Consider the following 25353-nt stretch of genomic DNA (forward strand, 5'->3'; position numbering starts at 1 on the left):
TGGAGCGGCAGGGCCCCTGCCCCCTCCCGGAGGACGTCTCTCGTGATCTCTCGCAAGGCCGCACTGCTCTCGCTCGTCGCCGTCGCCCCGCTGGCCTTCGCCGGCTGCGCCTCGGAGGACGCGGAGGCCGACCCGAACGCCGCGACCATCGAGGTCGAGGACAACTTCGGCACCGTCGAGGTGGCCTCCCCGCCGAGCCGGGTCGTCGCGACCGACAACCGCCTCTTCGAGACGCTGTCGGACTGGGGCGTCGAGCTCGTCGCCGCACCGGTGCCGCTGATCCCCGAGTCGAGCGGCTACTTCGGTGACGACGGGATCGTCGACCTGGGCCTCCACACGGAGCCGGACCTCGAGGCCGTCGTCGCCGCCGAGCCCGACCTCATCGTCAACGGCCAGCGCTTCGCCGACTACCAGGAGGACTTCGCCTCCCTCGCCCCCGACGCCGCGATCGTCTCGCTCGACCCGCGCGAGGGCGAGCCCCTCGACGAGGAGCTGAAGCGCCAGGTCACCGTCCTGGGCGAGATCTTCGACAAGCAGGACGAGGCGCAGGCGCTCGCCGACGAGCTCGACGCGGCCGTCGAGCGTGCCGCCGCGGCGTACGACGCCGCCGACACCGTGATGGCCGTCAACGTCTCCGCCGGCGAGATCGGCTACCTCGCGCCCGGCGTCGGTCGCACCCTCGGCCCGGTCTTCGACCTGCTGGGCCTCAGTCCCGCGCTCGAGGTGGACGGCTCCTCCGACGACCACCAGGGCGACGACATCTCCGTCGAGGCCATCGCCAGCGCCGAGCCCGACTGGATCCTCGTGCTCGACCGCGACGCGCCGCTGACCACGCAGGACGGGTCGTACGTCCCGGCCGCCGAGGCCATCGAGGGCTCGCAGGCGCTGGCCGGCGTCCCCGCCGTCGAGGAGGACCAGATCGTCTACATGCCCACCGACACCTACCTCAACGAGGGCATCCAGACCTACATCGAGTTCCTGGACGGCTTCGCCGACGCCCTCGAGGGCGCCGCCTGACGCACCACCGACGGCCTCCGGCCACGGGCACCCGCCCGTGACCGGAGGCCCGGTGCGTGACGAGGACGAACCTGATGGTGGAGAAGACCGCGACCCCCACGCGTACGCCCGGTCGACTGCTCGACCCCTGGCTGGTCGTCGGGGTGGTGGTGGTCGGGCTGCTGCTCGTCGCCTCGCTGCTGACCGGCGTCTACGACGTCTTCGGCGGTGAGCGCGGCGGCGAGATGTTCGCGATCACCCGCATCCCGCGCACCGTCGCGCTGGTGCTGGCCGGCGCCGCGATGGCGATGTCGGGCCTGGTGATGCAGATGCTCACCCAGAACCGCTTCGTCGAGCCCAGCACCACGGGCACGACGGAGTGGGCCGGCCTCGGCCTGCTGACCGTGATGATCCTCGTGCCCCAGGCCAGCCTGACCGAGCGGATGCTCGGCGCCGTGCTCGCCGCGTTCGTCGGCACCATGGTGTTCTTCGCGTTCCTGCGCCAGGTCACCCTGCGCTCGTCGCTGATCGTGCCCATCGTCGGCATCATGCTCGGCGCGGTGGTCAGCGCGGTGTCCACCTTCGTCGCCCTGCAGACCAACATGCTGCAGAACCTCGGCGTGTGGTTCGCGGGCAGCTTCACGTCGGTGCTGCGCGGGCAGTACGAGGTGCTCTGGCTGGTCGCCCTCGTCGTCGTCGCGGTCTTCGTCCTGGCGGACCGGCTCACCGTCGCCGGCCTGGGCGAGGAGATCGCGACCAACGTCGGGGTGGACTACGACCGGATGATCCTGCTGGGCACCGGCCTCATCGCCGTCGCGACCGGCATCGTCACCGTCGTCGTCGGCAACCTGCCGTTCCTCGGGCTCGTCGTGCCCAACATCGTCTCGATGTTCCGCGGCGACGACCTGCGCAGCAACCTCCCGTGGGTCTGCCTGCTCGGGGTCGGCATCGTCACGGTCTGCGACCTCGTCGGCCGCACGATCATCGCGCCGTTCGAGGTGCCCGTCTCCCTCGTCCTCGGCGTGGTCGGTGCGGTCGTGTTCATCGGCCTCCTCCTGCGGCAGCGGCGTCGTGGCTGAGGCGTCCACGTCGCCGGCGGACCTCGTGGCCGCGAGCGCCCCGCGCAGCCGGCGGGCCTCCGGGGCGCTGGACGCACCGGGCGTACGCCGTCGCTACTGGCTCGTGCTCGCCGTCCTGGTGGTCCTGGCCGTCGGGTTCGGGTTCGGCCTGCTGGCCTGGGACAACCCGATGCCGTTCGGCACGCGCGGCTTCTGGCTGATCGCCGAGCTGCGGGCCACCAACCTGGTGGTGATGGCGCTCGTCGCCGTGTGCCAGGCGCTGGCGACGGTGGCGTTCCAGACGGTGACCAGCAACCGGATCATCACGCCGTCGATCATGGGCTTCGAGGCGCTCTACGTCGCCGTGCAGACCTCGGCCGTGTACTTCCTCGGCGTGGCCGGGCTGGTCGCGATCCGCGGGGTCGGGCAGTTCGTGCTCCAGGTCGCCCTGATGGTGGGCTTCGCGCTCGTCCTCTACGGCTGGCTGCTCTCGGGCCGCTACGGCAACCTGCACGTGATGCTGCTGATCGGCATCGTCATCGGCGGCGGGCTCGCGTCGGTCTCGGCCTTCATGCAGCGGCTGCTGACCCCCAGCGAGTTCGACATCCTCGCCGCGCGGCTGTTCGGGTCGGTCTCCAACGCCGACCCCGACTACCTGCCGATCGCGATCCCGCTGGCGCTGGGGGCGGGGCTCCTGCTGCTGCTGCGCTCGCGGCGCCTCGACGTGGTCGCGCTCGGACGCGAGAGCGCGACCAGCCTCGGCATCGCGCACCGTCGCGAGACCATGGTGGTGCTGTTCCTCGTCTCGGTGCTGATGGCCGTCTCGACGGCCATGGTCGGGCCGATGACGTTCTTCGGGTTCCTCGTCGCGACGCTGGCCTACCAGTTCGCCGGCACCCACGACCACCGCTACGTCTTCCCCGTCGCCGTGCTGTCGGGCTTCGTGGTGCTGGCGGGGGCGTACTTCGTGATGCGCCACGTCTTCTACGCCCAGGGCGTGGTCTCCATCATCATCGAGCTGGTCGGCGGCTCGGTGTTCCTGCTCGTCGTCCTGAGGAAGGGCCGTCTGTGATCACGCTGTCCGGTGTCCGCAAGAGCTACGCCCGCGACGCGGTGATCGGGCCCGTCGACCTCACCATCCCGACCGGCGGCATCACCGCCCTGGTCGGGCCCAACGGCGCCGGCAAGTCGACGCTGCTGACGATGGTGGGGCGCCTGCTCGGCATCGACGAGGGCGTCATCGAGATCGCCGGCTACGACGTGGCCAGCACGCCGTCGCGCGACCTGGCCAAGGTGGTCTCGATCCTGCGCCAGGAGAACCACTACGTGACCCGGCTGACCGTCCGTCAGCTCGTCGCGTTCGGGCGCTTCCCCTACTCCCGCGGCCGGCTGACCACCGCCGACGAGGAGGTGATCAGCCGCTCCATCGACTTCCTCGGCCTCGAGGGCCTGGAGAACCGCTTCCTCGACCAGCTCTCCGGCGGCCAGCGGCAGCGGGCGTACGTCGCCATGGTCCTCACGCAGGACACCGACGTCGTGCTGCTCGACGAGCCCCTCAACAACCTCGACATGCGCCACTCGGTGCAGATGATGCAGCAGCTGGGGCGCGCGGCCGAGGAGCTGGGCCGCACGATCGTGATCGTGCTGCACGACATCAACTTCGCCGGGCACTACGCCGACCACATCTGCGCGGTCAAGGACGGCGCCGTCGTCGAGTTCGGCACGCCGGCCGAGATCATGACCGACGAGGTGCTCTCGGAGGTCTTCGACACCCCGGTGCGGGTGATCGAGGGTCCGAGCGGGCCGCTCGCCGTCTACTACTGAGACCGCCGCGGGCTGCTGGGGACGGCTACGAGGCCGCCTCGCCGAACGACAGCGGCGGGGTCGTCTCGCCCAGCAGCCAGGCGTCGAAGAAGCCGGTCAGGTCGGTGCCGAGCTGCTGGCCGACCCACGGCAGGTACGCGCCGCGGTCGCTGCTGACGAACCCGTCGCCCGGGTGGGTGGGCCAGGCCCGCACCATCGCCCAGAAGCGGTCGTCGCCGACCTGCGTGCGCAGGTCGTGCCACATCACGGCGGGGATCACGTAGATGTTGCTCTGCGCGAACTGGTCGGGGTCGTAGGCGGCCGGCGGCCCGGCCTCGGCGCGCAGGCCCGCGTCCATAGCGGCGTAGTAGGAGGCCAGCTCGTCGTCGGTGTAGCCGCCCGCCTCGGCCTCGTAGAGCATCTGGACGTAGGTGGCCATGCCCTCGTTCATCCACACGTCGCTCCAGTCGGCGGGGGAGACCTTGTTGCCGTACCAGTGGTGGGCGATCTCGTGCACCAGCGTCGGCACCGACAGCGCGTAGTCGGTGTTGCCGTAGGTGATCATCGTCTGGGTCTCCATCGCGCTCTCGGACGGCACGACGACCGAGCCCAGGCTGGAGAACGGGTAGGGGCCGAGGAGGTCCTCGACGAACGCCAGCGCGGCCGGGGTCTCCTCGAGCATCGCGAGCAGGCCGTCCTCGCCGGCCGGGGTCCAGTAGGTCAGGTCGACGCCCGACTCCGAGACGTCCTCGGTCAGCTCGTAGTCGCCGACGGCGACGGTCGCCAGGTAGGTCGGCAGCGGCGCGTCGGTGTGGAAGCGGGTGACGGTCTCGGTGTCCGTGCGGACCTCCTCGACCTGCACGCCGTTCGCCACGCCGCGCCACTCGGGGGTCGTGCGCACGGTGATGTCGTAGAGCGCCTTGTCGGAGGGGTGGTCGTTGGCGGGGTACCACGTGAACGCGCCGTAGGGCTCCTGCATCGTCCACAGCCAGTCCTCGTAGCCCGGCTCCTCCGAGCGGGTGATGCCGAGGCCGCCGTCGAAGTCGCTGCGCGTGGTCGGCGCCGCGGTCGGCGTGGGGGGACCCGCGTACGCCACGGTGACGGCGTACCGCTCCTCCGCGGTGACGGGGACGCCCACCGTGAGGTCGTCGCCCGCGTGCTCCCATTCGACGGACGCGCCGTCGATCGTCACGTCGTCGACCTCGAGGTTCCCGGCGAGGTCGAGCGCGAAGGAGTCCTGCGTGGTCGTGGCGCGGAAGGTCACCGTCGTCGTCCCGACCAGCTCGTCGGTTTCAGGGAACCAGGCCAGCTCGATCGCGTAGTGCAGGGCGTCGACCACCGGGTCGCCGACCTCGGGGTAGACCGAGTCGGCGCGCGGACGGCTGACCGCGGTCGCCAGCTCCGCCTCGGCGGGCGTCGCGACGGGCGGCAGGTCGGCGGCGCCCTCCCCGGCGGAGCCGTCGGAGCCGTCGGCCCCGTCGGCCCCGCGCTCCTCGCTGCTGCGGTCCCGGTCGTCGCGGTCGACCACCGCGCCCACCGCGACGACGGCGCCCGCGGCGCCGACCGCGGCCGAGACGAGCGCGACGAGGAACACGGTCCAGCCGCCGACGCGGCCGTCGGTACGCCCGCGGCGCGGCGCCCGGGGCGGCCGGGCGGGGAGCGCGGTGGGACCCGCGGGGCCGGGCGCGCCGGCAGGGCCGGGCGGCGGGGCGTGGGGCGTGGGCTGGGGCTGGGGCGTGGGCTGGGGCGCCGGCTCGGGCCGGGGCTGCGGCGCCCGGTGCTCCGGCAGGACGGGGCGGTCCGGCGACGTGGGGCCGTCGTCGAGCCCCGGGCCGGGCGGCTGCGGCGGCGTCGGCTCGTGCCGCTCCGGCTCGGGTGCGGGGCCGGGGGGCGGCGAGGGCCAGCTCATGGGCTCAGTGTGCCCGCTCGGGCGGTGCAGGCGGGCCAGGAGTGGTCGAGCGGGGAGGGAGCGAGTGGCGGATCGGCAGAGGATCGGCGGGCCGGCTGAGTGGAGAAAACGCGACCGGGCCGGAGAGAACGCGGACGCGGCCGCGTCCCGCGGGTCCGGCGGTCCGCGTTCTCCCGCCGACCGTCCGCGTCTTCTGCGCCGATGGCCCGCGGGCGACGATCCGCACGGTCCGCACGGCCCGCGCCGACCCCGCGCCGACCCCGCGCCGACCCCGTGCCGACCCGCGGCGGCTCGGTTCCCCGCCCTCGTTAGGGTTCCCGCCATGGCCACCCTGCTCATCCGCCAGGCGCGCCTCGTCCCCGTCGGTGCGGGGGTCGTCGCCGGCCCGTCACCCCGTCCCGTCGACGTCGCCGTCACCGACGGCCGGGTCACCGCGGTCGGTCCGGACCTGCCGGTACACCCGGGCGCCTCGAACGCCGAGGTCGTCGACGCCGAGGGCCGGTGGCTGATCCCCGGCCTGTGGGACCACCACGTGCACCTCGGCCAGTGGACCCTCGCCTCGCAGCGCCTCGACCTCGCCGCCGCGCGCTCGCCCGAGGACGCGACGGCCGCCGTGGCGCAGCGGCTGGCCGAGCATCCGGGCTACCCGGTGATCGGCTGGGGCCACCGCTCCGGCGGCTGGGAGCGCGACGTCACCGTCTCCGAGCTCGACGCCGTCTCCGGCGACACCCCCGTGGTGCTGATCTCCGGCGACGGGCACCACGCCTGGCTCAACACGACCGCCCTGCTGCACCTGGCGATGCCGGTGCGCGACTCGGTGGTGCGCGAGGGCGAGTGGTTCGCGGCGTACGCCCGCCTCTCCACCCTCGTGGGCGACGACGGCACCTCGCCGGAGGCGTACCGCCGCGCGCTCGACTCGGCCGCCTCCCTCGGCGTCGTGGGCCTGACCGACTTCGAGTTCTCGGGCGGCGCGAGCGACTGGCTGCACCGCTGGGAGAACGGCTGCGACCGCCTGCGGGTGCGGATGTCGACCTACGCCGAGGGGCTCGACGAGGTGCTCGGCCTCGCGCTGCGCACCGGCGACGTGCTCCCCGGGGTCGCGGACGTGACCGGCCCCGACGACCGCCGCCTGACCATGGGCCCGCTCAAGATCATCAGCGACGGGTCGCTCAACACGCGCACGGCGTGGTGCTGCGAGCCGTACGCCGACGCGCACCGCCTCGAGTACCCCTCGGGCCAGCCCAACCTGTCCGGCTCGGAGCTGCGCACCCTGCTCGAGCGCGCCCACGCCGCCGGCCTTGAGGTCGCCACCCACGCGATCGGCGACGCCGCTGCGGCGGCCGCGCTGTCGGCGTACGCGGCCACCGGTGCCCGCGGCTCCATCGAGCACGCGCAGATGCTGGCCCGGGCCGACTCGCGGCGGATGGCCGAGCTCGGGGTGCGCGCCAGCGTGCAGCCGGCGCACCTGCTCGACGACCGCGACCTGACCGAGAAGATCTGGCAGGAGCGCGCGGCGCGCTGCTTCGCGTTCCGCTGGATGCTCGACGACGGCGTCGACCTCGTGCTCGGCTCCGACGCGCCCGTCTCGCCGCTCGACCCGTGGCTGGCGATCGCGGCCGCGGTGCACCGCAGCGCCGACGAGCGCGAGCCGTGGCACGGCGAGCAGGCGCTGACGGTGGCCGAGGCGCTGGCCGCCTCGACCGACGGGTGGGGCACCGTCGACGTCGGTCACCCGGGCGACCTGGTGCTGCTCGACGCCGACCCCTACGCCTCCTTCGAGACCAGCGCCGAGCAGGGCGCGTGGCTGCGCTCGATGCCGGTGGCCGCCACCTACGTCGCCGGCGAGGCCGTGCACGGCGAGGGCGTCGAGCTGGGTTGACGCGCCGCCGATCGCGCCTCAGCCCGCCGCGGGCTCGCGCCGGCGGGGCGTGAGTTCGCCGGGGTCGCGACGCGTACGCCCGGAGCCCACGGCCCGCCCGACCCGGGCGGCGTCGGCGCGGGCGAGGTCGGAGACCGCCTCGAGCCAGGCGGCGCGGCGGGCCGCGTCGCTCGTGCGCACGCTGGTGAAGCGGGTGACGTCCACCGGCTTCATCCCGACGAAGCGCAGGGTCCCGCCCCGCAGCTGGCGCACGGTCGCGCTGCCCCGCAGCCGCAGGTACCACCCCGGCGAGTCCGCCGTCACGAGCACACGGGCGCTGCGGCCGGCGAGCAGCCCCACGGGCCGGTGGCCGCGGTACGTGTACGCCCACCCCGCCTGCAGCAGGCGGTCGAGGAAACCCTTGAGAAGCGCGGGCGTCGACTCCCACCACACCGGCGTGGCGAGGACGACGTGGTCGGCCTCGCGCAGGAGCCCGGCCGCGTGCAGCAGGTCGGGCTCCAGGGGCTGGTCGGCGCGCAGCCCCCGGTGGAGGACGAGGTCGACGTCGAGGTCGCGGACCGCGAGCAGCGTGGCGTCGGGGTGCGCCGCGGCGTAGGCGCGGGCCAGAGCGGCGGTCAGGGAGTCGGGATCGGGGTGGCCGTCGACGACGAGAGCGGACATGCCGGGCTCCTAGATCTGGTCACTGTCAAGAATGAGGACAGTGACCAGATTAGCTACAGTCTTGCGGGTGTCAAGATCCACGTCGACGTACCACCACGGGAACCTCCGCCCCGTGCTCCTCGCTGCGGCGCTCGACCTGCTCGAGACGCAGAGCGCAGCGGCCCTGAGCCTGCGCGAGGTCGCGCGGCGGGCCGGGGTGAGCCACAACGCGCCGTACCACCACTTCGGTGACCGGTCGGGGCTGCTCGCCGCGGCGGGGGCGGAGGCCATGCGCCAGCTCGTGGCGGCGCAGCGCGCGGCGTACGAGGCCGAGGCCGACCCGCGCGACGCCCTCGTCGCGCTGGGGGTCGCGTACGTGGAGTGGGCGGTGGCGCACCCGGGCGCGTTCGGCGTCATCTACGACCCGGAGATCTGCGCGCCCGGGGCCCCTTCCGAGACGATGGCGCCGTTGATCGCGGCGAACGAGGAGCTGCTGAGCGCGGCGATCGCCGCGACCGACCCTCGACCGGACGGCACGACCGGGCGCGCCGCGGAGCTCGCGGCCCGCGAGGCCGGCGCGTGGGGGAGCGTGCACGGGCTCGCCGCGCTCGTCACGGCCGGACACCTCCCGCGAGCGGCGGTGCGTCCGGCCCTGGAGAGCCTCTTCCCGCGCTCCTGAGCGCCCGGCTCGCCGACGGGTCGCGGTACCTCCGATAGTCGAGAACTACCGGAGGTACCGCGACCCGGGGTGAGGGACGCGCGTACGCCTCAGGCGTCCAGCAGCTCCACGAGCGCGGCGGCCGCGGCGCGCTGCTCGGGCGGCAGCGGGTGGTACGGCGCGGCGGCGGGCGAGTCGTCGTTGATCCAGGGCTCCTCGGAGCACAGGGCGTGACCCTCGGTGGCCGCGAACAGGTCGACGAACTCGACCCCCGCGGCCTCGGCGGCGCGGCGCTGGGCGTTGGCCAGCTCGGAGTTCAGCAGCCGCACGAGCCCGACCTCCTCGGGGGTGACGGGCAGCGCGTCGCAGCCCTCGGTCGCCGGGGCCACCTGGGGGTAGCCGACGACGAGGACCCGGGCCTCGGGCGCGCGCTCCTGCACGGCGCGGATCGCCGCGGCGAGGTCGGTCTCGATGCCGGCCAGCCCCTCCTGCGCCGACTCCAGGGTCAGGTCGGGGCAGGAGCCCGCGGAGCAGCTGCCCGCGAGGAGCGCGAACGCGCCGAAGTCGTTGCCGCCGGTGCTCATCGTGACGACGTCCGTGTCGGGGGTGACCGCGTCGATCTGCGCGGGCACGGTCGTGCCGTCGCCCAGGGTCTGCGGGGCCAGCAGGTCCGCGGTCGTGGCGCCGGAGCACGAGACGTCGGCGAGCTCGGAGCCGCCGTACGCCCCCTGCACCAGGCTCGGGTAGTTGATCGTGGAGCGCGCGCACAGCCCCGAGGCGTTGTCCACCGGGGCGACGCCGGGCGCGGACGTGTAGGAGTCGCCCATCGCGACGTAGCGCTGGTCGGCGAAGTCGTCGGAGTCGTCGGTGCGGACCTCGGGGCCCTCCGCCCCGCTGCCGCCGTCGGCGCCGTCCGACGTCGAGGTGCTGACCTCGGGGGACAGGTCGGGCTCGGAGACGTCGTCGGACCCGCCGCTGCAGGCGGAGAGCGCGAGGAGCAGGGCGCCGGCGAGGGCGGTGCGCCGCAGGGCGACGGGGGTGGGGGACGTCATGGCGACCAGTATCCGCACGTCACGCCAGCGCCACCACGAGGTCGCGCACCACGTCGGGGTCGGCGAGGGCGTCGCCCCACAGCTCGCGCACCCGCCCCATCCGGTAGCGCACGGTCTGCGGGTGCACGAACAGCGCGGCCGCGACGTCCTCACGACGGCCCTGGTGCAGCAGCCAGGCGCGCAGCGTCTCCTCCAGCCGCGCCCGGGTGTCGGCGCGCTGACCGTCCAGCGGGGCCAGGGCCCGCTCGCGCAGGGCCGCGAGCGCCGCGGGGTCGGCGTGCACCACCAGCTCGGCCAGCAGGTCGTCGGTGTCGAGGACGCCGTCGAGCTCGGGGTGCAGGTCGAGGGCGCGGGCCACCCGGTCGACCGACGAGCGGGCCTCGAGCCAGGGCACGGCCGGTCCGATCGCGGCGTCGCGGCGGGCCAGCGCCTCGCGCAGCGCGGCGGCGCTGGCGTCTGGCACGAGCAGCAGCGTGCGCTCGCCGTCGCGGAGCATGGGCAGCTCGTCGGCCGGCGCGAGCGAGGCCGGGTCGACCACGGCCAGCACGGCGCGGGTCTGCTCGCTGGGCACGACGACCGCGGCGAGCGTGGTCGGCGGGGTCCACTCGACCGCCTCGACCGCGGCGTGGACGGCGTCGGCGGGCGCGCCCTCCAGCAGCAGGTGCGCGATCCGCTCCAGGTGGCGGCGCCGCACGCGACCGCTGGCGGCCAGCTCGTCGGAGTGTCCGGCGGCGCTCGAGGCGGACAGCTCGTCGATGAAGGCGAAGACCAGCTCGGCGAACTCGGCGAGCGTCGCCGCGTCGACACCGTGCTCCACCGCCGTGCGGGACAGCTCGCGCCACGAGACGCGGGCGCCGATGCGGTACGCCGCGAGCAGCGCCTCCATCGACCGCCCGGAGCGCGCCTCGCCGCGCCCGAGGTCGTACGCCCCGCGCACGGCGCCCGCGGTCGGCGTGCGCGCCTCGGTGCCCCCGCCCCGGGAGACGAGGGAGACGAAGCCGCCCAGGGCCAGCTGGACGGCCTGCTGGATGGTCGAGCCCATGGGCCCGGTCAGGGCGCCGGCATAGCTGGGGACGTCGGCGATGATGGCGCGCACGGTGCGCTCGGCGACCTCCGGCAGCGCGCCCCGCAGGGCGGCGACAGCCGGATCGGAGAGCGCCAGGTCGTCGGACAGGCCCGCCATGGCCATCGCCTCTTTGTTCGCCGGGGACAAGTTCGTGGCGGGTTTTCACCCGCCGAGCGTGACGAGTTTACGCCTCCGCGGCATCAGGATGGTCACATGACGTCACTGACGCCGCTGCTGCAGGCCCAGACCGGGCTCACCGGTCGCCGGGCCGCGTGGGCCTCCCTGCGCACCCGTCTCGAGAAGGTCGCCAACGCGGCCGTCACCCCGCTGGTGCCGGCCGACTACCTCGACCTGTTCCACCCGCTGCGCGCGGGCGCCGAGCTGCGTGGTCGCGTGGTGTCCGTGGAGTCCGAGACGGCCGACGCCGCCACGATCGTGATCCGTCCCGGTTCCGACTGGGCGGGCCACGTCCCGGGGCAGTACGTGCGGGTCGGCGTCGACGTCGACGGCGTGCGGCAGTGGCGGGCGTACTCGCTGACCCACGGCCCGCGCCGCGACGGCTGCATCTCGATCACCGTCAAGGCCGTGCCCGAGGGCGTCGTCAGCAACCACCTCGTGCACCGCGTGCGCGTGGGCACGCTGCTGCACCTCGAGCAGGCGACGGGCGAGTTCGTCCTGGCGCCCGAGGTGACCGACGGCCCCGACGTCGCCCGCCTGCTCTTCGTCACCGCCGGCTCGGGCGTGACCCCGGTCGTCGGGATGCTGCGCAACCTCTTCCCCGTCACCGACTCCGGCGTCGTGCGGCCGCGCCGCAGCGCCCACCTCGACATCACCGTCGTGCACGTCGCCCCCAGCCGGCCCGACTCGATCTTCCTGCGCGACCTCGAGGCGCTCGACGCCGCCGGCGCGATCCGGCTGGTCGCCCGCTACGACGACGCCCACGGCTTCCTCGACGTCGACGACCTCGAGTCCCTCGTGCCCGACCTGGCCGGGCGCACGACGTACGCCTGCGGCCCCGGCGGCCTGCTCGACGTGCTCACCGCGCACCACGAGGCCCGCGGCCTGCCGCTGTTCACCGAGCAGTTCCGCCCCTCCACCCTCGTGGTCGGGGAGGGCGGCACCGTCAGCTTCCGCAACGGCGCCACCGTCGAGGCCGACGGCTCCTCCCCGCTCCTCGACGTCGGCGAGGCCGCCGGCGTCCTCATGCCCAGCGGCTGCCGCATGGGCGTCTGCTTCGGCTGCGTGATCCCGCTCAAGGAGGGCGCCGTGCGCGACCTCCGCAACGGCGAGGTGACGACCGCGGTGCCCGGCGAGACCGGCCCCGAGGGCGTCCGCATCCAGACCTGCATCACCGCGGCAGCCGGCCCCTGCCACCTCGACATCTGACCCGTCCCTCGCACCGACAGGAGCCCCTCATGACCGTCGTCACCAAGAAGGACGTCAACCCGACCGCCCACCTCACCCCCGAGGACGTCGAGGCGCTCGGCCACGAGCTCGACGCGATCCGCCAAGAGGTGCTGGACACCCGCGGCGAGCGCGACTCGGCGTACATCCGCAAGGTCATCGACACCCAGCGCAAGCTCGAGCTGGGCTCGCGCGCCGTGCTGCTGGCCAGCGCCTTCCCGCCCGCCTTCGTCGCGGGCACCGTGGGTCTCTCGATCGCCAAGATCCTCGAGAACATGGAGATCGGCCACAACGTCATGCACGGCCAGTGGGACTGGATGCGTGACCCGAAGATCCACTCGACCACGTGGGAGTGGGACAACGCCTCGACGGCGGACGGCTGGAAGCACAGCCACAACGAGGTCCACCACACGTACACGAACATCGTCGGCAAGGACAACGACCTCGGCTACGGCATCATGCGCGTGGACGAGGACCAGCGCTGGGTGCCGATGTACCTCGCGCAGCCGCTGTGGAACTTCATCAACGCCTGCTTCTTCGAGTACGGCATCGCGGCCTACGACCTCGAGCTCGGCAAGAACCTGAAGACGCCGAAGGACCGTCGTCCCGAGTCGTTCAAGAAGGCGGCGCGGGCGACGCTGAAGAAGATCCGCGGCCAGATGACGAAGGACTACGTCGTCCACCCGCTGCTGTCGCTGCCGACCGGCTCGTTCCTGCCGACCCTGGCCGCCAACTTCACCGCCAACGTGGTCCGCAACGTGTGGAGCCACTCCGTGATCATGTGCGGCCACTTCCCCGAGGGCGTCGAGACCTACGAGAAGAACGCGATCCCCGAGAAGGAGACGCGCGGCGAGTGGTACCTGCGCCAGATGCTCGGCTCCGCGAACATCTCGGGCTCGAAGGCCATGCACATCATGACCGGCAACCTGTCGCACCAGATCGAGCACCACCTCTTCCCCGACCTGCCGAGCAACCGCTACGCGGAGGTCGCGCCGAAGGTGCAGGCGCTGTTCGAGAAGTACGACCTCAACTACCACTCCGCGTCGCTCCCGGCCCAGGTGTACTCGGCCTGGCACCGCGTGGTGCGGCTGTCGCTGCCCAACGGCTGGCTCGAGACGACGAACCGCCAGAACCTGCCGAGCCAGCTCAAGATGCTGTGGGCGATGACGACCGGCGACCGCAAGGTGCGCCGCGTGGCCCAGCTGCGTCTCGAGCAGCAGGCCCGCCGCCAGCGCGCGGCCCGCAAGGCCGAGGCGGAGGCCGCCGCGGCCTGAACCGCGGCTCCGGCGAGTTTCACACGCTCCGACGGGTGTAGCCGGCGTGCCGGTGGGCCACACTGGCCCCCGGCACGCGGCGACACGAGGAGCGACAGATGAGCGACGACCGGCAGGGTGGAGGTCCGCCCCAGGGCGGTGACGACGAGGCGACCCGGGTGACCCGGGCCCTCCCGGCCACGCCCCCCGGCAGCACGGACCCCGGCAACCAGGGTCCGGGCAACCAGGGTCCGGGCGACCAGGGCGGCGCCGAGGACGACGGGGCCACCCGTGTGACGCGGGCGCTCCCGGCCGACGCGGGCGGCCCGCCGCCGCCCCCGGCGTACGACGCGCCCCCCTCCCCGCAGACCGGGGGCGGCCTGCCCCCGCAAGGGCCCGGTGGCCTCCCGCCCCGAGGCCCCGGTGGTCTCCCGCCGCAGCCCGGCGGACGGCCCTACGGCGCCCCGGAGGGCGGCCGGAGCGACGGTGCGGACGGCGGTGGTGGGAACAAGAAGGTCCTCGTGGCGGCCGGCGCGGCCGCTGCCGTGCTTGCGGCGATCGTCGCGGTCGTGCTCGTCGTCGTGCTCACGGGCGGCGACGACGCCGACGAGGCGGACGGCGACGGCGGCGACGACCGCACGTCGGCGACCGAGGACGCCTCCGACGGGCCCACCGACGCGGAGACCTCCGGCGACGACGAGGAGACCTCGGACGCCGAGCCCACCGAGTCCGCCACGACGGACACGACCGGGGCCCCCGAGACCTCCGCGGCGGCGAGCGACGTCACCGTGAACGTCTCCGGCGGTCGCTACCTCACGCTCGAGGCGCAGCCCGAGGCCTCGACCAGCCTGGTCGTCGACGGCACGGGCGCGATCACGGTCGACGCGTACAACTACTACAGCGACCTCGACATCGTGCTGCAGGTCGTCGGGCCCGACGGCACGGCGGTCTGCGAGGAGGACGCCGGCCTGCGCGGGGCCGGCGAGTCCTGCTCCTTCGACGTCGAGCCCGGCACGTACACGGTGAACGTTGCCGAGTACTGGGGAGAGACCTCGTCGTCCGACGGCTACGTCGCGGTCGCGGCGTACCCTTCCTGACCGATCGGTCGCGCGGTCGCAGGGCCGCGCGCTCCCGGCCCTGCACACGAGCGGAGTGGTGACATGACGGACAACGGCCAGACCGAGCCCGGTTGGTACGACGACGGCACCGGCACGATGCGCTGGTGGGACGGCAACCAGTGGACCGACGAGGTGCTCCACGGCCAGGCGGGCGGCGGCGACGCGACCGAGGTCGCGCCGGCGTTCGGCAAGCAGCCGGGGTTCGGTGACCAGCAGGGGTACGCACAGCAGCCCTTCGGCCAGCAGGGCGGGTACGGCCAGGACGCCGGCGGCTACGGGCAGCAGGGCGGCTACGGCCAGCAGCCCGGGTTCGGTCAGCCGGGCGGCTACGGCGGCGGGTTCGGCGGCCCCGAGCAGGGGCGTCCGCAGGGCGGCGGCAAGGGCATGCTCTACGCGATCATCGGCGTCGCGGCCGTGCTCGTCATCGGCGTCGTGGTCGTGCTGGCCGTGGTGCTCGGCGGGGGCGACTCGAACGACGAGGCGGGTGGCGACGGCGACTCCTCCTCCGAGGGCACCGACGGCGGCAGCTCGGACGGCTCGGGCGGCTCGGGCGACGGGCCGGCGCTGGAGGCCGACGAGATCGAGCTGCCCGACGGCACCACCGAGACCACGACCCTGACCATCCCCGCCGACGGCGACTACGTGCTGAGCGCCGACAACGGCTACGACGACCTCGACATCGTGCTGAAGGTCCTCGACGGCTCGGAGGAGCTGTGCGACGAGGACTCCGGCCTGTCGGGCGACGACGAGGTGTGCGAGGTCCAGCTCGACGAGGGCGAGTACGACGTCGAGGTCTACGACTTCTGGGGCAACGAGCCCAGCTCCAGCGGGGCGGTCACGCTCACCGTCGAGCAGGAGTGACGGCCGGCGCGCAGGGTGATCCAGACCGCAGCGGTGTGGCGGGGTTGAAACGTCTGCGCGGCGGGTACACCGCGGGCCGCTGCCCGTCCTCCCGTGCGTGACCCCGGCGCCAGACGCGGCCAGCTGAAGGGAGCTCAGCGATGAGCAACTGCGCCGTCTGCGGCCACCAGGTCTCCCCCGACTCCGCGTTCTGCGACAACTGCGGCACGCCGAACGACGGCGGCGGCGCGGGCAGCGACGCGCCCACCTCGATCGGTACGCCCGTGGGCTCCGGTGGCGGATACCCGTCGGGCGGCGGCCAGCCCGGTCAGCCGGGCCAGCCGGGCCAGCCGGGCCAGTACGGCGGTGGCCAGGGCTGGGGCGGCCAGCAGGGCCAGCCCTTCGGGCAGCAGGGCAACCAGGGCAACCAGTACGGCCAGCCGTTCGGCGGCGGTGCCGGCGGCGGCTACGGCGGCGGGGGCCAGTACGGCGCGCCGGCCGGGGGCAACGGGGGCGGCAAGAAGAAGACGGGCGTCATCATCGGTGCGGTCGTGGCGGTGGTCGTGGTGGCCGGCCTGGCGGTCGGGATCACCCTCGCGACGAGGGGCGGGGACGACGAGGCCGGCGGTGGCGGCGGCGGTGGCGAGTCCTCGTCCGAGCCGACGGCGGCGCTCAGCACCGACCCGAGCGGCCTGGTGCTCGGCGGCCCGAACGACGTCGAGGTCAACAGCAACGACGAGGTCGTGATCGAGGTCAGCGCGACCGACGAGCAGGTCGTGCTGCTCGGCTCCGAGGACGCCGGAGACCTCTACATCTTCCCGTCCGACCTGAACGCCGAGCTGACCAACACGGCGGCGCTCAGCACCGAGGGCCTGCTGGCGTTCCAGCCGAACCGCTCGGGCACGCAGGTCCTCGAGTTCACCTACTACGGCGACCGCGACGAGGTCGAGCTGTTCGTCGACGTCATCGACGTCCAGGAGCTCGAGCCGGGCGACCCCATCGAGGTCTCCGAGGCCAAGCCGTTCTCGGCCGCGGTCTACGACCTCGAGGGCCTGTACGCCTCGGGCGGCGACATCTTCTTCGGCACCTGCACGCGGGAGTTCTGCCAGCTCGACGGCGACACGCTCGTGATCGCCTCCGCGAACGACCAGACCCCGGAGGAGGCCGCGGTCGAGACGGTCGCCGGCACGTGGTCGGACGGCTCGACGTCGATCGCGTTCACGATGCCGCCCGGCGGTGCCACCAAGACGTTCACGGCCTCCGAGGAGGGCACGATCACCGTGCGCCAGGAGAACGTGGACGAGGAGGTCGACTTCAAGCTGGTGATCACCGACGAGAGCGGCGAGGAGCTGTGCAACGCCGACTCCACCCTGTTCGACGACGAGGTCTGCGTGATCGAGGTGGAGCCGGGCATCGGCTACCGCACGACCGTCAGCGAGTGGAACGACGACCCGGCCGAGACGGGCGACGTCGTCCTGCACCTGGAGTGACCGCGGCGGGGACGCGGAGGTGCACCCGCTATTGAACGCGTGACAACAAGCCGGTGTCTGCGTCATGATCCCCGTCATGGCGCAGACATCGGCACGTCCGCAGGACCCCGCGCAGGGGCGTACGCCCGAGCACGTCGACGTGCTCGTCGTCGGGGCCGGCCTGTCCGGCATCGGGGCGGCCGCGCGTCTCGTGCGCGACCACCCGGACCTCTCGGTGCTGATCCTCGAGTCGCGCGAGCGGCTCGGCGGCACGTGGGACCTCTTCCGCTACCCCGGCGTGCGCTCCGACTCGGACATGTTCACGCTCGGCTACCGCTTCAAGCCGTGGCTGGGGGAGAAGTCGCTGGCCGACGGCGCCGCGATCCGGGAGTACGTCCACGAGACCGCCGAGGAGCACGGCCTGCTCGAGCGGATCCGCTACTCCCACGAGGTCGTCGCGGCGTCGTGGAGCAGCGAGGAGGCCCGCTGGACCGTCGACGTCCTCGCCGACGGCGAGCCGACGACCTTCACGACCGGGTTCCTCTACTGCTGCTCCGGCTACTACGACTACGAGTCCGGCTACCGCCCCACCTTCCCGGGCGAGGAGCACTACCGCGGCGAGCTCGTGCACCCGCAGCAGTGGCCCGAGGACCTCGAGTACGCCAGCAAGCAGGTGGTCGTGATCGGCTCGGGTGCCACGGCCATCACGCTCGTGCCGTCGATGGCGGGCACCGCCGCGCACGTGACCATGCTGCAGCGCACCCCGACGTACGTCATCTCCATCCCGGCCGTCGACCCGCTCGCGCGGGTCCTGCGCCGCGTGCTGCCGGAGATGACGGCGTACCAGGTCACCCGCTGGCGCAACGTCCTGCAGCAGATGGCCTTCTACAACGTCAGCCAGGCGCTGCCCGGTGTCGTGCGGCGCGGCGTGAAGGCGTGGACGCGCCGCCAGCTGCCCGGGGTCGACGTCGACACGCACTTCCACCCGCCCTACGACCCGTGGGACCAGCGGTTCTGCGTGGTGCCCGACGGCGACCTCTACAAGGCGCTGCGCAGCGGCGACGCCTCGATCGCGACGGGCACCATCGAGACCTTCACCGAGCGCGGCGTGCGGCTCACCGACGGCACGGAGCTCGAGGCCGACGTCGTCGTCACGGCCACCGGGCTGAACCTCAAGGCGTTCGGCGGGATCGCGCTCGAGGTCGACGGCGTGGACGTGAAGCTGCCGGACACGATGGCCTACCGCGCCCTGATGCTGACCGGGGTGCCGAACTTCGCCTACACGATCGGCTACACCAATGCCTCGTGGACGCTGAAGGCCGACCTCGTCGCGGACTTCGTCTCCGCCGTGGTCGCCAAGCTGCAGCGCGACGGGCTGCGCAAGGTCGAGGTCGAGCGCGACCCCAGCGTCGGCGAGGAGCCGTTCATGGACTTCGAGGCCGGCTACGTCCTGCGCTCGGTGGACCAGCTGCCGAAACAGGGCTCGCGCACGCCGTGGCGGATGAAGCAGAACTACGTCTACGACCTGCGCGCCATCCGGGGCGCCGACCTCGACGCCGATCCCGCCCTCGTCTGGTCCTGACAGGCTGGTTACCTGCGAGTAGTATCCGCGGCATGGTCGCCTCGCCCACCACCACCCACGTCAGCTGCACCGTGGAGGACGGCGTCGCGCACGTGCGCCTCGACCGGCCCTCCAAGCTCAACGCGCTCACGCTCGAGACCCTCGACGACCTGATCCGCACGGCGCGGTGGCTGCGCACCGACCGGACGCTGCGGGCGGTGATCATCTCGGGGGAGGGCGACGCGTTCTGCGCCGGCCTCGACTTCGCCACGGTGCTGCGCAAGCCGGGCAACGTCGCGCGGGCCTTCGTGCCCTCGCCGCTGCGCGGCACCAACACGTTCCAGGAGGCCTGCTGGGCCTGGCGGCGCGTGCCCGTGCCGGTCATCGCGGCCGTGCACGGCCACTGCTACGGCGGCGGGCTGCAGATCGCGCTCGCGGCCGACTTCCGGATCGCGACGCCCGACTCGAAGTGGTCGGTGCTCGAGGGCCGCTGGGGCCTCATCCCCGACATGAGCGGTGTGCGAAGCCTCTCCGAGCTCGTCGGCCTCGACGTCGCGAAGAAGCTGACGATGACCGCCGAGATCGTCAGCGGCAAGGAGGCCCGCGACCTGGGTCTCGTGACCGACCTCGACGCCGACCCGGTCGCCGCCGCCGAGGCCCTCGCCGCCTCCCTGACCAGCCGCTCGCCCGACGCGGTCGCGGCCGCGAAGCGGCTCTTCGACGGCGCGCGCACCTCCAGCGCCCGGCGCACCTTCGCCCGCGAGCGCCTCGAGCAGCTCTACCTCCTCGCCATCCGCAACACCCGCGTCGCCCGCGAGGCCGCGTTCGCGAAGGTCGTGCCCACCTTCGGACCGCGCTCGCGCTGACGCCGCTCGATCGCTCCCCGGCCGGCCCGCCTCAGCAGCCCCCGTCCGCGTCGGGCTCCGGAAGAAAACGCGGACCACGTCCGAGAGAACGCGGACGCAGGACGGTTGGCGCCCGCGCCGCGTCCGCGTTCTCTTCCGACCGGTCCGCGTTTTCTTCTCCGGCGCGGGAGCCTCGGGCCGGGTGGCAGGCTGGTGCGATGCACGCACCTGTCGCCGACGACGCCCGTCTGAGCGCCACCGAGCGGTGGTTCGCGACGCACGGCCTGCCCTTCTTCGTGCCCGCCGCCCGCACGCAGGCCCGGGCGGCGCTGCGCCCGCGGCGGGTGGTGCCCCGCCTGGTGCTCGTGGGCGTCGCGACGCTGCTGGTCGGCGTGGGCCTGGCGTGGGCCGGGTCGGACGCGGCGCTGGCGCCCGCCGTCCTGCTCACCGGCGGGGGTCTCGCGGTGGCGGCCTACGTCGTCGTCGCGCTCGGCGCGAGGCCGATCGTGGCCTGGGCGGTCGGGCGTACGCTCGGCAGCTTCCGCCAGCTGCTGCCCACCGTGACCCGGGCGCTGCCGCTGCTCCTGGTCTTCGTCACGTTCCTGTTCATCAACGCCGAGGTGTGGCAGATGGCCGCCAGCCTCCCGACCGGGCTGCTGTGGCTGACGGTCCTGCTGTTCGGTGCGATGGCGGTGGTGTTCCTGCTCGTGCGGCTGCCCGAGGAGGTCGGTCGCGTCGATGACAACGTCGACGACACCCTCCTGCTGACGGCCTGCCGGGGCACCCCGCTCGAGGGGGACGCGGCCCGGCTCGTGGCCGACGAGGGCGCCGACCCGGCGCGGCACACCGAGCTCGGACGGTTCGAGCGGTGGAACCTGCTGCTCGTGCTGCTCGTGGTGCAGGGCGTCCAGGTCCTCGTCGTCGCCGCGACGATCTTCCTGTTCTTCCTCGTCTTCGGCGTCCTGACGATGCGGCCGGAGGTCGCGGAGGCGTGGACGGGCGGCCCCGTCGCCTCGGTGCCGGGCCTGCCCGGGCTGACGGCGGAGCTGCTCGCCGTCTCGGTGTTCCTCGCGGCCTTCTCGGGTCTCTACTTCACCGTCGTCGCGGTCACCGACGACACCTTCCGCGGCCAGTTCTTCTCCGGGGTGCTCGGCGAGCTCGAGCGCGCCATCGGCGTGCGGGCCGTCTACCGCGAGATGCTGGAGCGCGACGCCGACCGCGGTGGGTCGGGAGCGGGGGCGGGCTGAGCCCGAGCGTCACGGCCAGGCGAGCCCGACGGTCTCCTCGCTCAGCGCCCACAGCCGACGCTGTGCGTCGGCGTCGCGGGCGAGCTTCGAGCTGCCCACCGGCCGCGGCAGGCCGCGTACCTGCTGGAAGCCGCTGGGGCCGCAGTAGGTGCCGCCCCGCAGGTCCGCCGTCGAGGCCATCAGCGTGGGCAGGGCGCCGTCCGCCGACGACTGGGCCGTCACGGAGGTGACGGCGTCGAGCACCGAGGCGATCGGGCCGGGGCGGCTGGTGCGGCCGGCCGAGAGCAGGTGCGTCGCGGCGTAGCCGGGGTGCGCGGCCAGCGCGCGCACGCCCGTGCCCGCGGCGCGGCGCTGCAGCTCGTAGGTGAAGAGCAGGTTGGCCAGCTTGCTCTGGGCGTAGACCTGCCAGCGGGCGTAGCGCCGCGGCGCGACGTGCGGGTCGTCGAGCGGGGCGCGGCGGGCGATCGCGTGCATCAGCGACGACACCGACACCACGCGGGCGTCGTCGGCGGCGATGAGCTGCGGCCACAGCAGGCCGGTGAGCAGGAAGTGGCCGAAGTGGTTGGTCGCCATCTGCAGGTCGAGGCCGTCGACGGTGCGCCGCGCCGGCGTCGCCATCACCCCGGCGTTGTTGACCAGCAGGTGCAGCGGCCCCAGGTCCGCCGCCTGCGCCGCGGCCTCCCGCACGGAGGCCAGCGACGCGACGTCGAGCACCAGCGACGACAGGTCCGCGTCCGGCACCTCGCCGCGGACGTCCGCAGCCGTCGACGCCAGCTTGTCGGGGTTGCGGCCGGCCAGCACCACGCGGGCGCCGGCGCGGGCCAGCTCCAGCGCGGTCACGGTGCCGATGCCGCTGGTGGGGCCGGTGACCAGCGCCGTACGCCCGTCGAGGCGCGGCATCTGCGCCAGCGACCAGATCCGCGGCTCGTGCTTCACGGGGTCACCGCGAGCGCCTCGACCACGCGGCGGGCGAGGTCGGCGTCGCCGTCGGTCTCCCACTGGGCGAGGTCGACGGAGCCCCGGCCCCCCGACGCCCGGCAGAACGTCTCGAGGTCGGTGCCCAGCGCCGCCGTGGGCGAGGTGATCTCCTCGGCGGCGACCGGTCGCGCCCGGCCGTCGTCGTCGACCCGGACGGCCACCGGCGGCAGCGCCCCGACCACCAGCACGATCGTCGTGCCGACCGGCGGGGCGACGCGCTTGCCCACCACGAAGGGCACGGAGCGCAGCAGCTTCTGGGCGCAGTACGCCGCGGGCAGGCCGTCCAGGCCGCCCGGCAGGCCGACGGCGCGGCGGACGTCCTGCTCGTGCATCCACACGTCCAGCGGCCGGTTGCCGAGGAAGGTCTCGGTGTCCCACCCGATCGCGCCGAACGCCGTCGGGGCGGGCGCGTCGGGGTCGGTCGGCGGGTCCGCGGCCAGGGCGTCGCGGCGCTGCTCGGTGGTGCGGCGCAGCTCGGCGAGGAGGTCGGCGGGCGACGCGTCGCGCCGGGCGACGACGCCCTGCTCGGTGAAGCGGCCCATCTCGTTGCGCACGTGCGGCGGGTCGCCGACGTCGACGGGCTCGTCGGTGACGCCGACCGCGACGGCCTCCAGGTGCGCGAGGTGCGCGAGCACGTCGCGGGCGAGCCAGCCGGGGAGGTCGGTGGGCGCGTCCCAGCCGGCCCCGTCGAGCTGGTCGACCTGGTCGGCCAGCTCGAGGAAGTCCTGGACGGCGGCCCACCAGACGTCGACGTACGAGGCGAGCCGCGCAGCCGGGTCCGTGTCGGAGGGAGGGGAGGAGGCCATGGTCCTCACCCTAGGGCGGGGGTCCCCACGCGGGCCACGGCAGACTTGCCCCCATGAGCAGGACGCCGCGCGTGCGCGCCCCCGAGCTGACCGGCCGCGGCTGGCTGAACACCGGCGGCGAGAGCGTCTCGCTGCGCGACCTGCGCGGCCGGTTCGTGCTGCTGGACTTCTGGACCTTCTGCTGCATCAACTGCCTGCACGTGCTCGACGAGCTGCGGCCCGTCGAGGCGAAGCACGCCGCGCACCTGACCGTCGTGGGCGTCCACAGCCCCAAGTTCGTGCACGAAGCGGATCCGGAGGCCCTCGCCGCGGCCGTCGAGCGCTACGCCGTCGAGCACCCGGTCCTCGACGACCCCGAGCTGCGCACCTGGCAGGCGTACACCGCTCGCGCCTGGCCGACGCTCGTGCTCGTCGACCCCGAGGGCTACGTGGTCGCGCAGTACGCCGGCGAGGGCCACGCCCACGCGATCGACCGGCTGCTCGACACGCTGGTCGCCGAGCACGAGGCGAAGGGGACGCTGCAGCCGGGCGACTCGCCCTACGTCGCGCCCGTCCCGACGCCCGGGGACCTCCGCTTCCCGGCGAAGGCGGTGCCGCTGCCGGACGGTCGGGTGCTGGTCGCCGACGCCGGGCACGACGAGGTCGTCGAGCTGGCGGGGTCGGACGGCCCGGTGCTGCGCCGCTTCGGCGGGTTCCGCGAGCCCAACGGCCTGTGCCTGCTGCCGGCCGACGTGGCCGCCGAGGTCGGCTACGACGTCGTCGTCGCCGACACCGTGGCGCACCGGCTCGCGGGCCTGCGGCTCGCGGACGGCGACGTGCGTACGCTCGCGGGCGACGGCCGCCAGGGTCTCCCGGGCGAGCCCACCACGAGCCTGTCGTCGCCGTGGGACGTGGCCTGGTGGCGCGAGCGGGTCTGGGTGGCCATGGCCGGCGTGCACCAGCTGTGGACGTTCGACCCCCGCACCGGCGTCGTCGAGGTGGCCGCCGGCACCGCCAACGAGGGCCTGCTGGACGGTCCGCTCGCCGAGGCGTGGTTCGCGCAGACCTCCGGCCTCGCGGTCTCCTCCGACGGGGAGCACCTGTGGATCGCCGACTCGGAGACCTCCTCGCTGCGCCGCCTGGACGCGCACGGGGTCCGCACGTTCGTCGGCACCGGCCTCTTCGACTTCGGGTTCCGCGACGGGCCGGGCGGCTCGGGCGAGGCGGCGGGCCTGCTGCAGCACCCGCTCGGCGTCACCGTGCTGCCGGACGGGTCGGTGGCCGTCAGCGACACCTACAACGGCGCCGTGCGCCGCTTCGACCCCGCGGTCGGCGCGGAGGGCGAGCTGACGACCCTGGCCACCGATCTCGCCGAGCCCAGCGGGGCGTACCTGGCCGACGACCACCTCGTCGTCGTCGAGTCGACCGGCCACCGCCTCACCCGCGTGCCGCTCGGCGCCGCGGTCGCGACCGAGGGCTTCGCGCACACCACGCAGCGGCCGGTGACCGAGATCGGGGGCGAGGTCGAGCTCGTCGTGGCGTTCGCGCCGCCGCCCGGCCAGAAGGTCGACGACCGGTTCGGACCGGCCTCGCAGCTCTTCGTCTCCGCGACCCCGCCGGCGCTGCTGCGCGAGGGCGAGGGGCGCGGCACCGATCTCGTGCGCCGGCTCGTGCTCGACCCGGCCGTCGGGGACGGGGTGCTGCACGTGGCCGCGCGTGCCGCGTCGTGCGACGCCTCGGTCGACGGCGTGGTGCCCGAGGGGGCCGCCTGCCACCTGCACCAGCAGGACTGGGGGGTTCCGGTGCGGGTCGTGGCCGACGGGCCCGGCGAGGTGCGCCTCGCGCTCGGCGGCGCCGACGCCTAGCCTCAGGTGGTCGCGGCGTCGAGGAACGCGCTGCCGAGGGCGGCCGCGTCGTCGCCCGTGGTGACCGTCAGCGGCCAGAGCAGGTTGGCCACCGCGTCGCCGCGCGCCGCCGCGCACACCCACTGCTGCGCCTGCTGCGACTCCCCCTCGCCGACCACGACGGGCAGGAAGCCGCACGCGAGGGCCGCGTCGTCGACCTCGCCGACCGCGACGTCCTGGCCCAGGTTGGCGGTGACGACCTGGTACGCCGTGTCCGCCGGTGCGCTGGCCGCCAGCTCGTCGCCCACCTCGAGGGAGACGATCAGCGGGTCGGTCGAGCCGTCGACGACGTAGACGGCCCCCGCCGGGCTGCCGTCCTCCGCGACGGTGCGTCCGTCGAACCCGTCGCCGAGCGCGGCCTCGAGCGCGTTCTGCGCCTGCTCGGAGGCGTCCCGGGTCCAGGTCGCGCCGCCGGCCTCGAAGGTCTCGGGCAGGACGAGGGCGTCACCCGTCGCGCCCGAGGCCTCGGAGGACTCCGTCGGCTCCGGGTCGTCGGTCGGCGGCTCGCCGTCGGGCTGGCGCAGCCACCACACGAGCACGACCAGCCCGGCGAGCGCGACCGTGACGGTCACCCACCAGCGGCGCTTCATCATGGTCGGGACCGGGCCCGGCTCGTCCTCGCTCACGGGGACCAGACTGCCACCTGCGACCGACGACCGCTCGGGGTGACCCAGGAGACAGCCGCGCGGATTGCCGAGCGCGGCATGGCGGCACGTAGATTCCCCGACGGCCAGTGATCAGCCGCAGTCGGCCCGGATCACCCTTCCTTGTGCCCGGTGTGGTGCGCCCCCCTCGGGCGCAGGGACCAGCGATCGGGTCCATCGAGATCGCGTCTCGTCAGGCCCACCGGAGCAGCACCCGCGGTTCCGCGCGCAGACGCACACCCCTG

The 25353-nt window shown here is 74.0% G+C and carries 22 protein-coding genes; 15 read left to right on the forward strand and 7 right to left on the reverse strand.

Features of this window, described 5'->3' with window-relative positions; translation table 11 throughout:
- Nucleotides 1-42 precede the first annotated feature (42 nt).
- The 4 genes from RDV89_RS09565 (at nucleotide 43) to RDV89_RS09580 (ending at nucleotide 3878) form a co-directional block, all read left to right on the forward strand.
- Nucleotides 43-1017, forward strand: a complete 975-nt coding sequence (locus RDV89_RS09565; protein WP_315732785.1) for a siderophore ABC transporter substrate-binding protein — start codon at nucleotides 43-45, stop codon at nucleotides 1015-1017.
- A gap of 74 nt (nucleotides 1018-1091) precedes the next feature.
- Nucleotides 1092-2075, forward strand: a complete 984-nt coding sequence (locus tag RDV89_RS09570; protein ID WP_315732786.1) for an ABC transporter permease — start codon at nucleotides 1092-1094, stop codon at nucleotides 2073-2075.
- Nucleotides 2068-3126, forward strand: coding sequence for an iron chelate uptake ABC transporter family permease subunit (locus RDV89_RS09575; RefSeq protein WP_315732787.1), 1059 nt, complete (start codon nucleotides 2068-2070; stop codon nucleotides 3124-3126). Before RDV89_RS09570 ends, RDV89_RS09575 begins: the two co-directional genes overlap by 8 nt.
- A complete protein-coding gene (locus tag RDV89_RS09580; RefSeq protein ID WP_315732788.1) occupies nucleotides 3123-3878 on the forward strand; it encodes an iron ABC transporter ATP-binding protein in 756 nt (251 codons plus the stop codon). The genes RDV89_RS09575 and RDV89_RS09580 overlap by 4 nt, the downstream gene beginning before the upstream one ends.
- Before the next feature lie 25 nt (nucleotides 3879-3903).
- Here the strand turns inward: RDV89_RS09580 and RDV89_RS09585 are convergent, their stop codons facing one another.
- Nucleotides 3904-5766: a M1 family metallopeptidase gene (locus tag RDV89_RS09585; protein ID WP_315732789.1), complete on the reverse strand. Its 1863-nt coding sequence runs from the start codon at nucleotides 5764-5766 to the stop codon at nucleotides 3904-3906.
- A 322-nt stretch (nucleotides 5767-6088) separates the two neighbouring features.
- Between RDV89_RS09585 and RDV89_RS09590 the strand changes: the two genes are divergently transcribed.
- Entirely contained in the window at nucleotides 6089-7645 is a 1557-nt protein-coding gene (locus RDV89_RS09590) for an amidohydrolase (RefSeq protein WP_315732791.1), read from the forward strand.
- Between the two features lie 18 nt (nucleotides 7646-7663).
- Here the strand turns inward: RDV89_RS09590 and RDV89_RS09595 are convergent, their stop codons facing one another.
- Entirely contained in the window at nucleotides 7664-8305 is a 642-nt protein-coding gene (locus tag RDV89_RS09595) for an NAD(P)H-dependent oxidoreductase (protein WP_315732792.1), read from the reverse strand.
- 67 nt (nucleotides 8306-8372) lie between these two features.
- Between RDV89_RS09595 and RDV89_RS09600 the strand changes: the two genes are divergently transcribed.
- Nucleotides 8373-8963 carry a TetR/AcrR family transcriptional regulator gene (locus RDV89_RS09600; protein WP_315732793.1) on the forward strand — a complete coding sequence of 197 codons (591 nt, stop codon included), beginning with the start codon at nucleotides 8373-8375 and terminating at the stop codon, nucleotides 8961-8963.
- An 89-nt stretch (nucleotides 8964-9052) separates the two neighbouring features.
- Here RDV89_RS09600 and RDV89_RS09605 read toward each other — a convergent pair whose 3' ends face one another.
- Together RDV89_RS09605 and RDV89_RS09610 are read right to left on the reverse strand one after the other, a co-directional pair.
- Entirely contained in the window at nucleotides 9053-9994 is a 942-nt protein-coding gene (locus RDV89_RS09605) for an SGNH/GDSL hydrolase family protein (protein WP_315732794.1), read from the reverse strand.
- 19 nt (nucleotides 9995-10013) lie between these two features.
- Entirely contained in the window at nucleotides 10014-11177 is a 1164-nt protein-coding gene (locus RDV89_RS09610; RefSeq protein WP_315732795.1) for an RsbRD N-terminal domain-containing protein, read from the reverse strand.
- 96 nt (nucleotides 11178-11273) lie between these two features.
- Here RDV89_RS09610 and RDV89_RS09615 point away from each other — a divergent pair, with 96 nt between their 5' ends.
- From RDV89_RS09615 to RDV89_RS09650, 8 genes are all read left to right on the forward strand, one after another.
- A complete protein-coding gene (locus RDV89_RS09615) occupies nucleotides 11274-12446 on the forward strand; it encodes a flavin reductase family protein (RefSeq protein ID WP_315732796.1) in 1173 nt (390 codons plus the stop codon).
- A 29-nt stretch (nucleotides 12447-12475) separates the two neighbouring features.
- Complete coding sequence (locus tag RDV89_RS09620; RefSeq protein WP_315732798.1) at nucleotides 12476-13738, forward strand: fatty acid desaturase family protein; 1263 nt, start codon at nucleotides 12476-12478, stop codon at nucleotides 13736-13738.
- 98 nt (nucleotides 13739-13836) lie between these two features.
- Entirely contained in the window at nucleotides 13837-14814 is a 978-nt protein-coding gene (locus RDV89_RS09625) for a hypothetical protein (RefSeq protein WP_315732800.1), read from the forward strand.
- Nucleotides 14815-14877: 63 nt separating this feature from the next.
- The gene (locus RDV89_RS09630) at nucleotides 14878-15696 is read left to right on the forward strand and encodes a DUF2510 domain-containing protein (protein WP_315732802.1); all 819 of its coding nucleotides are present in this window, start codon (nucleotides 14878-14880) and stop codon (nucleotides 15694-15696) included.
- 140 nt (nucleotides 15697-15836) lie between these two features.
- On the forward strand, nucleotides 15837-17165 hold the full coding sequence (locus RDV89_RS09635) for a zinc ribbon domain-containing protein (RefSeq protein ID WP_315732804.1): 1329 nt from the start codon (nucleotides 15837-15839) through the stop codon (nucleotides 17163-17165).
- 76 nt (nucleotides 17166-17241) lie between these two features.
- Entirely contained in the window at nucleotides 17242-18726 is a 1485-nt protein-coding gene (locus tag RDV89_RS09640) for a flavin-containing monooxygenase (RefSeq protein ID WP_315732806.1), read from the forward strand.
- Nucleotides 18727-18758: 32 nt separating this feature from the next.
- Nucleotides 18759-19571 (forward strand): crotonase/enoyl-CoA hydratase family protein, encoded by an 813-nt coding sequence (locus tag RDV89_RS09645; RefSeq protein WP_315732807.1) that lies wholly within the window; start codon nucleotides 18759-18761, stop codon nucleotides 19569-19571.
- Nucleotides 19572-19768: 197 nt separating this feature from the next.
- On the forward strand, nucleotides 19769-20797 hold the full coding sequence (locus RDV89_RS09650; protein ID WP_315732808.1) for a hypothetical protein: 1029 nt from the start codon (nucleotides 19769-19771) through the stop codon (nucleotides 20795-20797).
- Nucleotides 20798-20806: 9 nt separating this feature from the next.
- Here the strand turns inward: RDV89_RS09650 and RDV89_RS09655 are convergent, their stop codons facing one another.
- Nucleotides 20807-21733: an oxidoreductase gene (locus RDV89_RS09655; protein WP_315732809.1), complete on the reverse strand. Its 927-nt coding sequence runs from the start codon at nucleotides 21731-21733 to the stop codon at nucleotides 20807-20809.
- Nucleotides 21730-22581, reverse strand: a complete 852-nt coding sequence (locus RDV89_RS09660; protein ID WP_315732810.1) for a maleylpyruvate isomerase family mycothiol-dependent enzyme — start codon at nucleotides 22579-22581, stop codon at nucleotides 21730-21732. The genes RDV89_RS09655 and RDV89_RS09660 overlap by 4 nt, the downstream gene beginning before the upstream one ends.
- 53 nt (nucleotides 22582-22634) lie before the next feature.
- On the opposite strand from RDV89_RS09660, the gene RDV89_RS09665 reads away from it, so the two are divergent.
- Nucleotides 22635-24425 carry a redoxin domain-containing protein gene (locus RDV89_RS09665; RefSeq protein WP_315732811.1) on the forward strand — a complete coding sequence of 597 codons (1791 nt, stop codon included), beginning with the start codon at nucleotides 22635-22637 and terminating at the stop codon, nucleotides 24423-24425.
- A 2-nt stretch (nucleotides 24426-24427) separates the two neighbouring features.
- Here RDV89_RS09665 and RDV89_RS09670 read toward each other — a convergent pair whose 3' ends face one another.
- Entirely contained in the window at nucleotides 24428-25090 is a 663-nt protein-coding gene (locus RDV89_RS09670) for a hypothetical protein (protein WP_315732812.1), read from the reverse strand.
- Nucleotides 25091-25353 lie beyond the last annotated feature (263 nt).

The organism is Nocardioides imazamoxiresistens (genome assembly GCF_032378595.1).
In the GTDB taxonomy this organism is placed as follows: domain Bacteria; phylum Actinomycetota; class Actinomycetes; order Propionibacteriales; family Nocardioidaceae; genus Nocardioides; species Nocardioides imazamoxiresistens.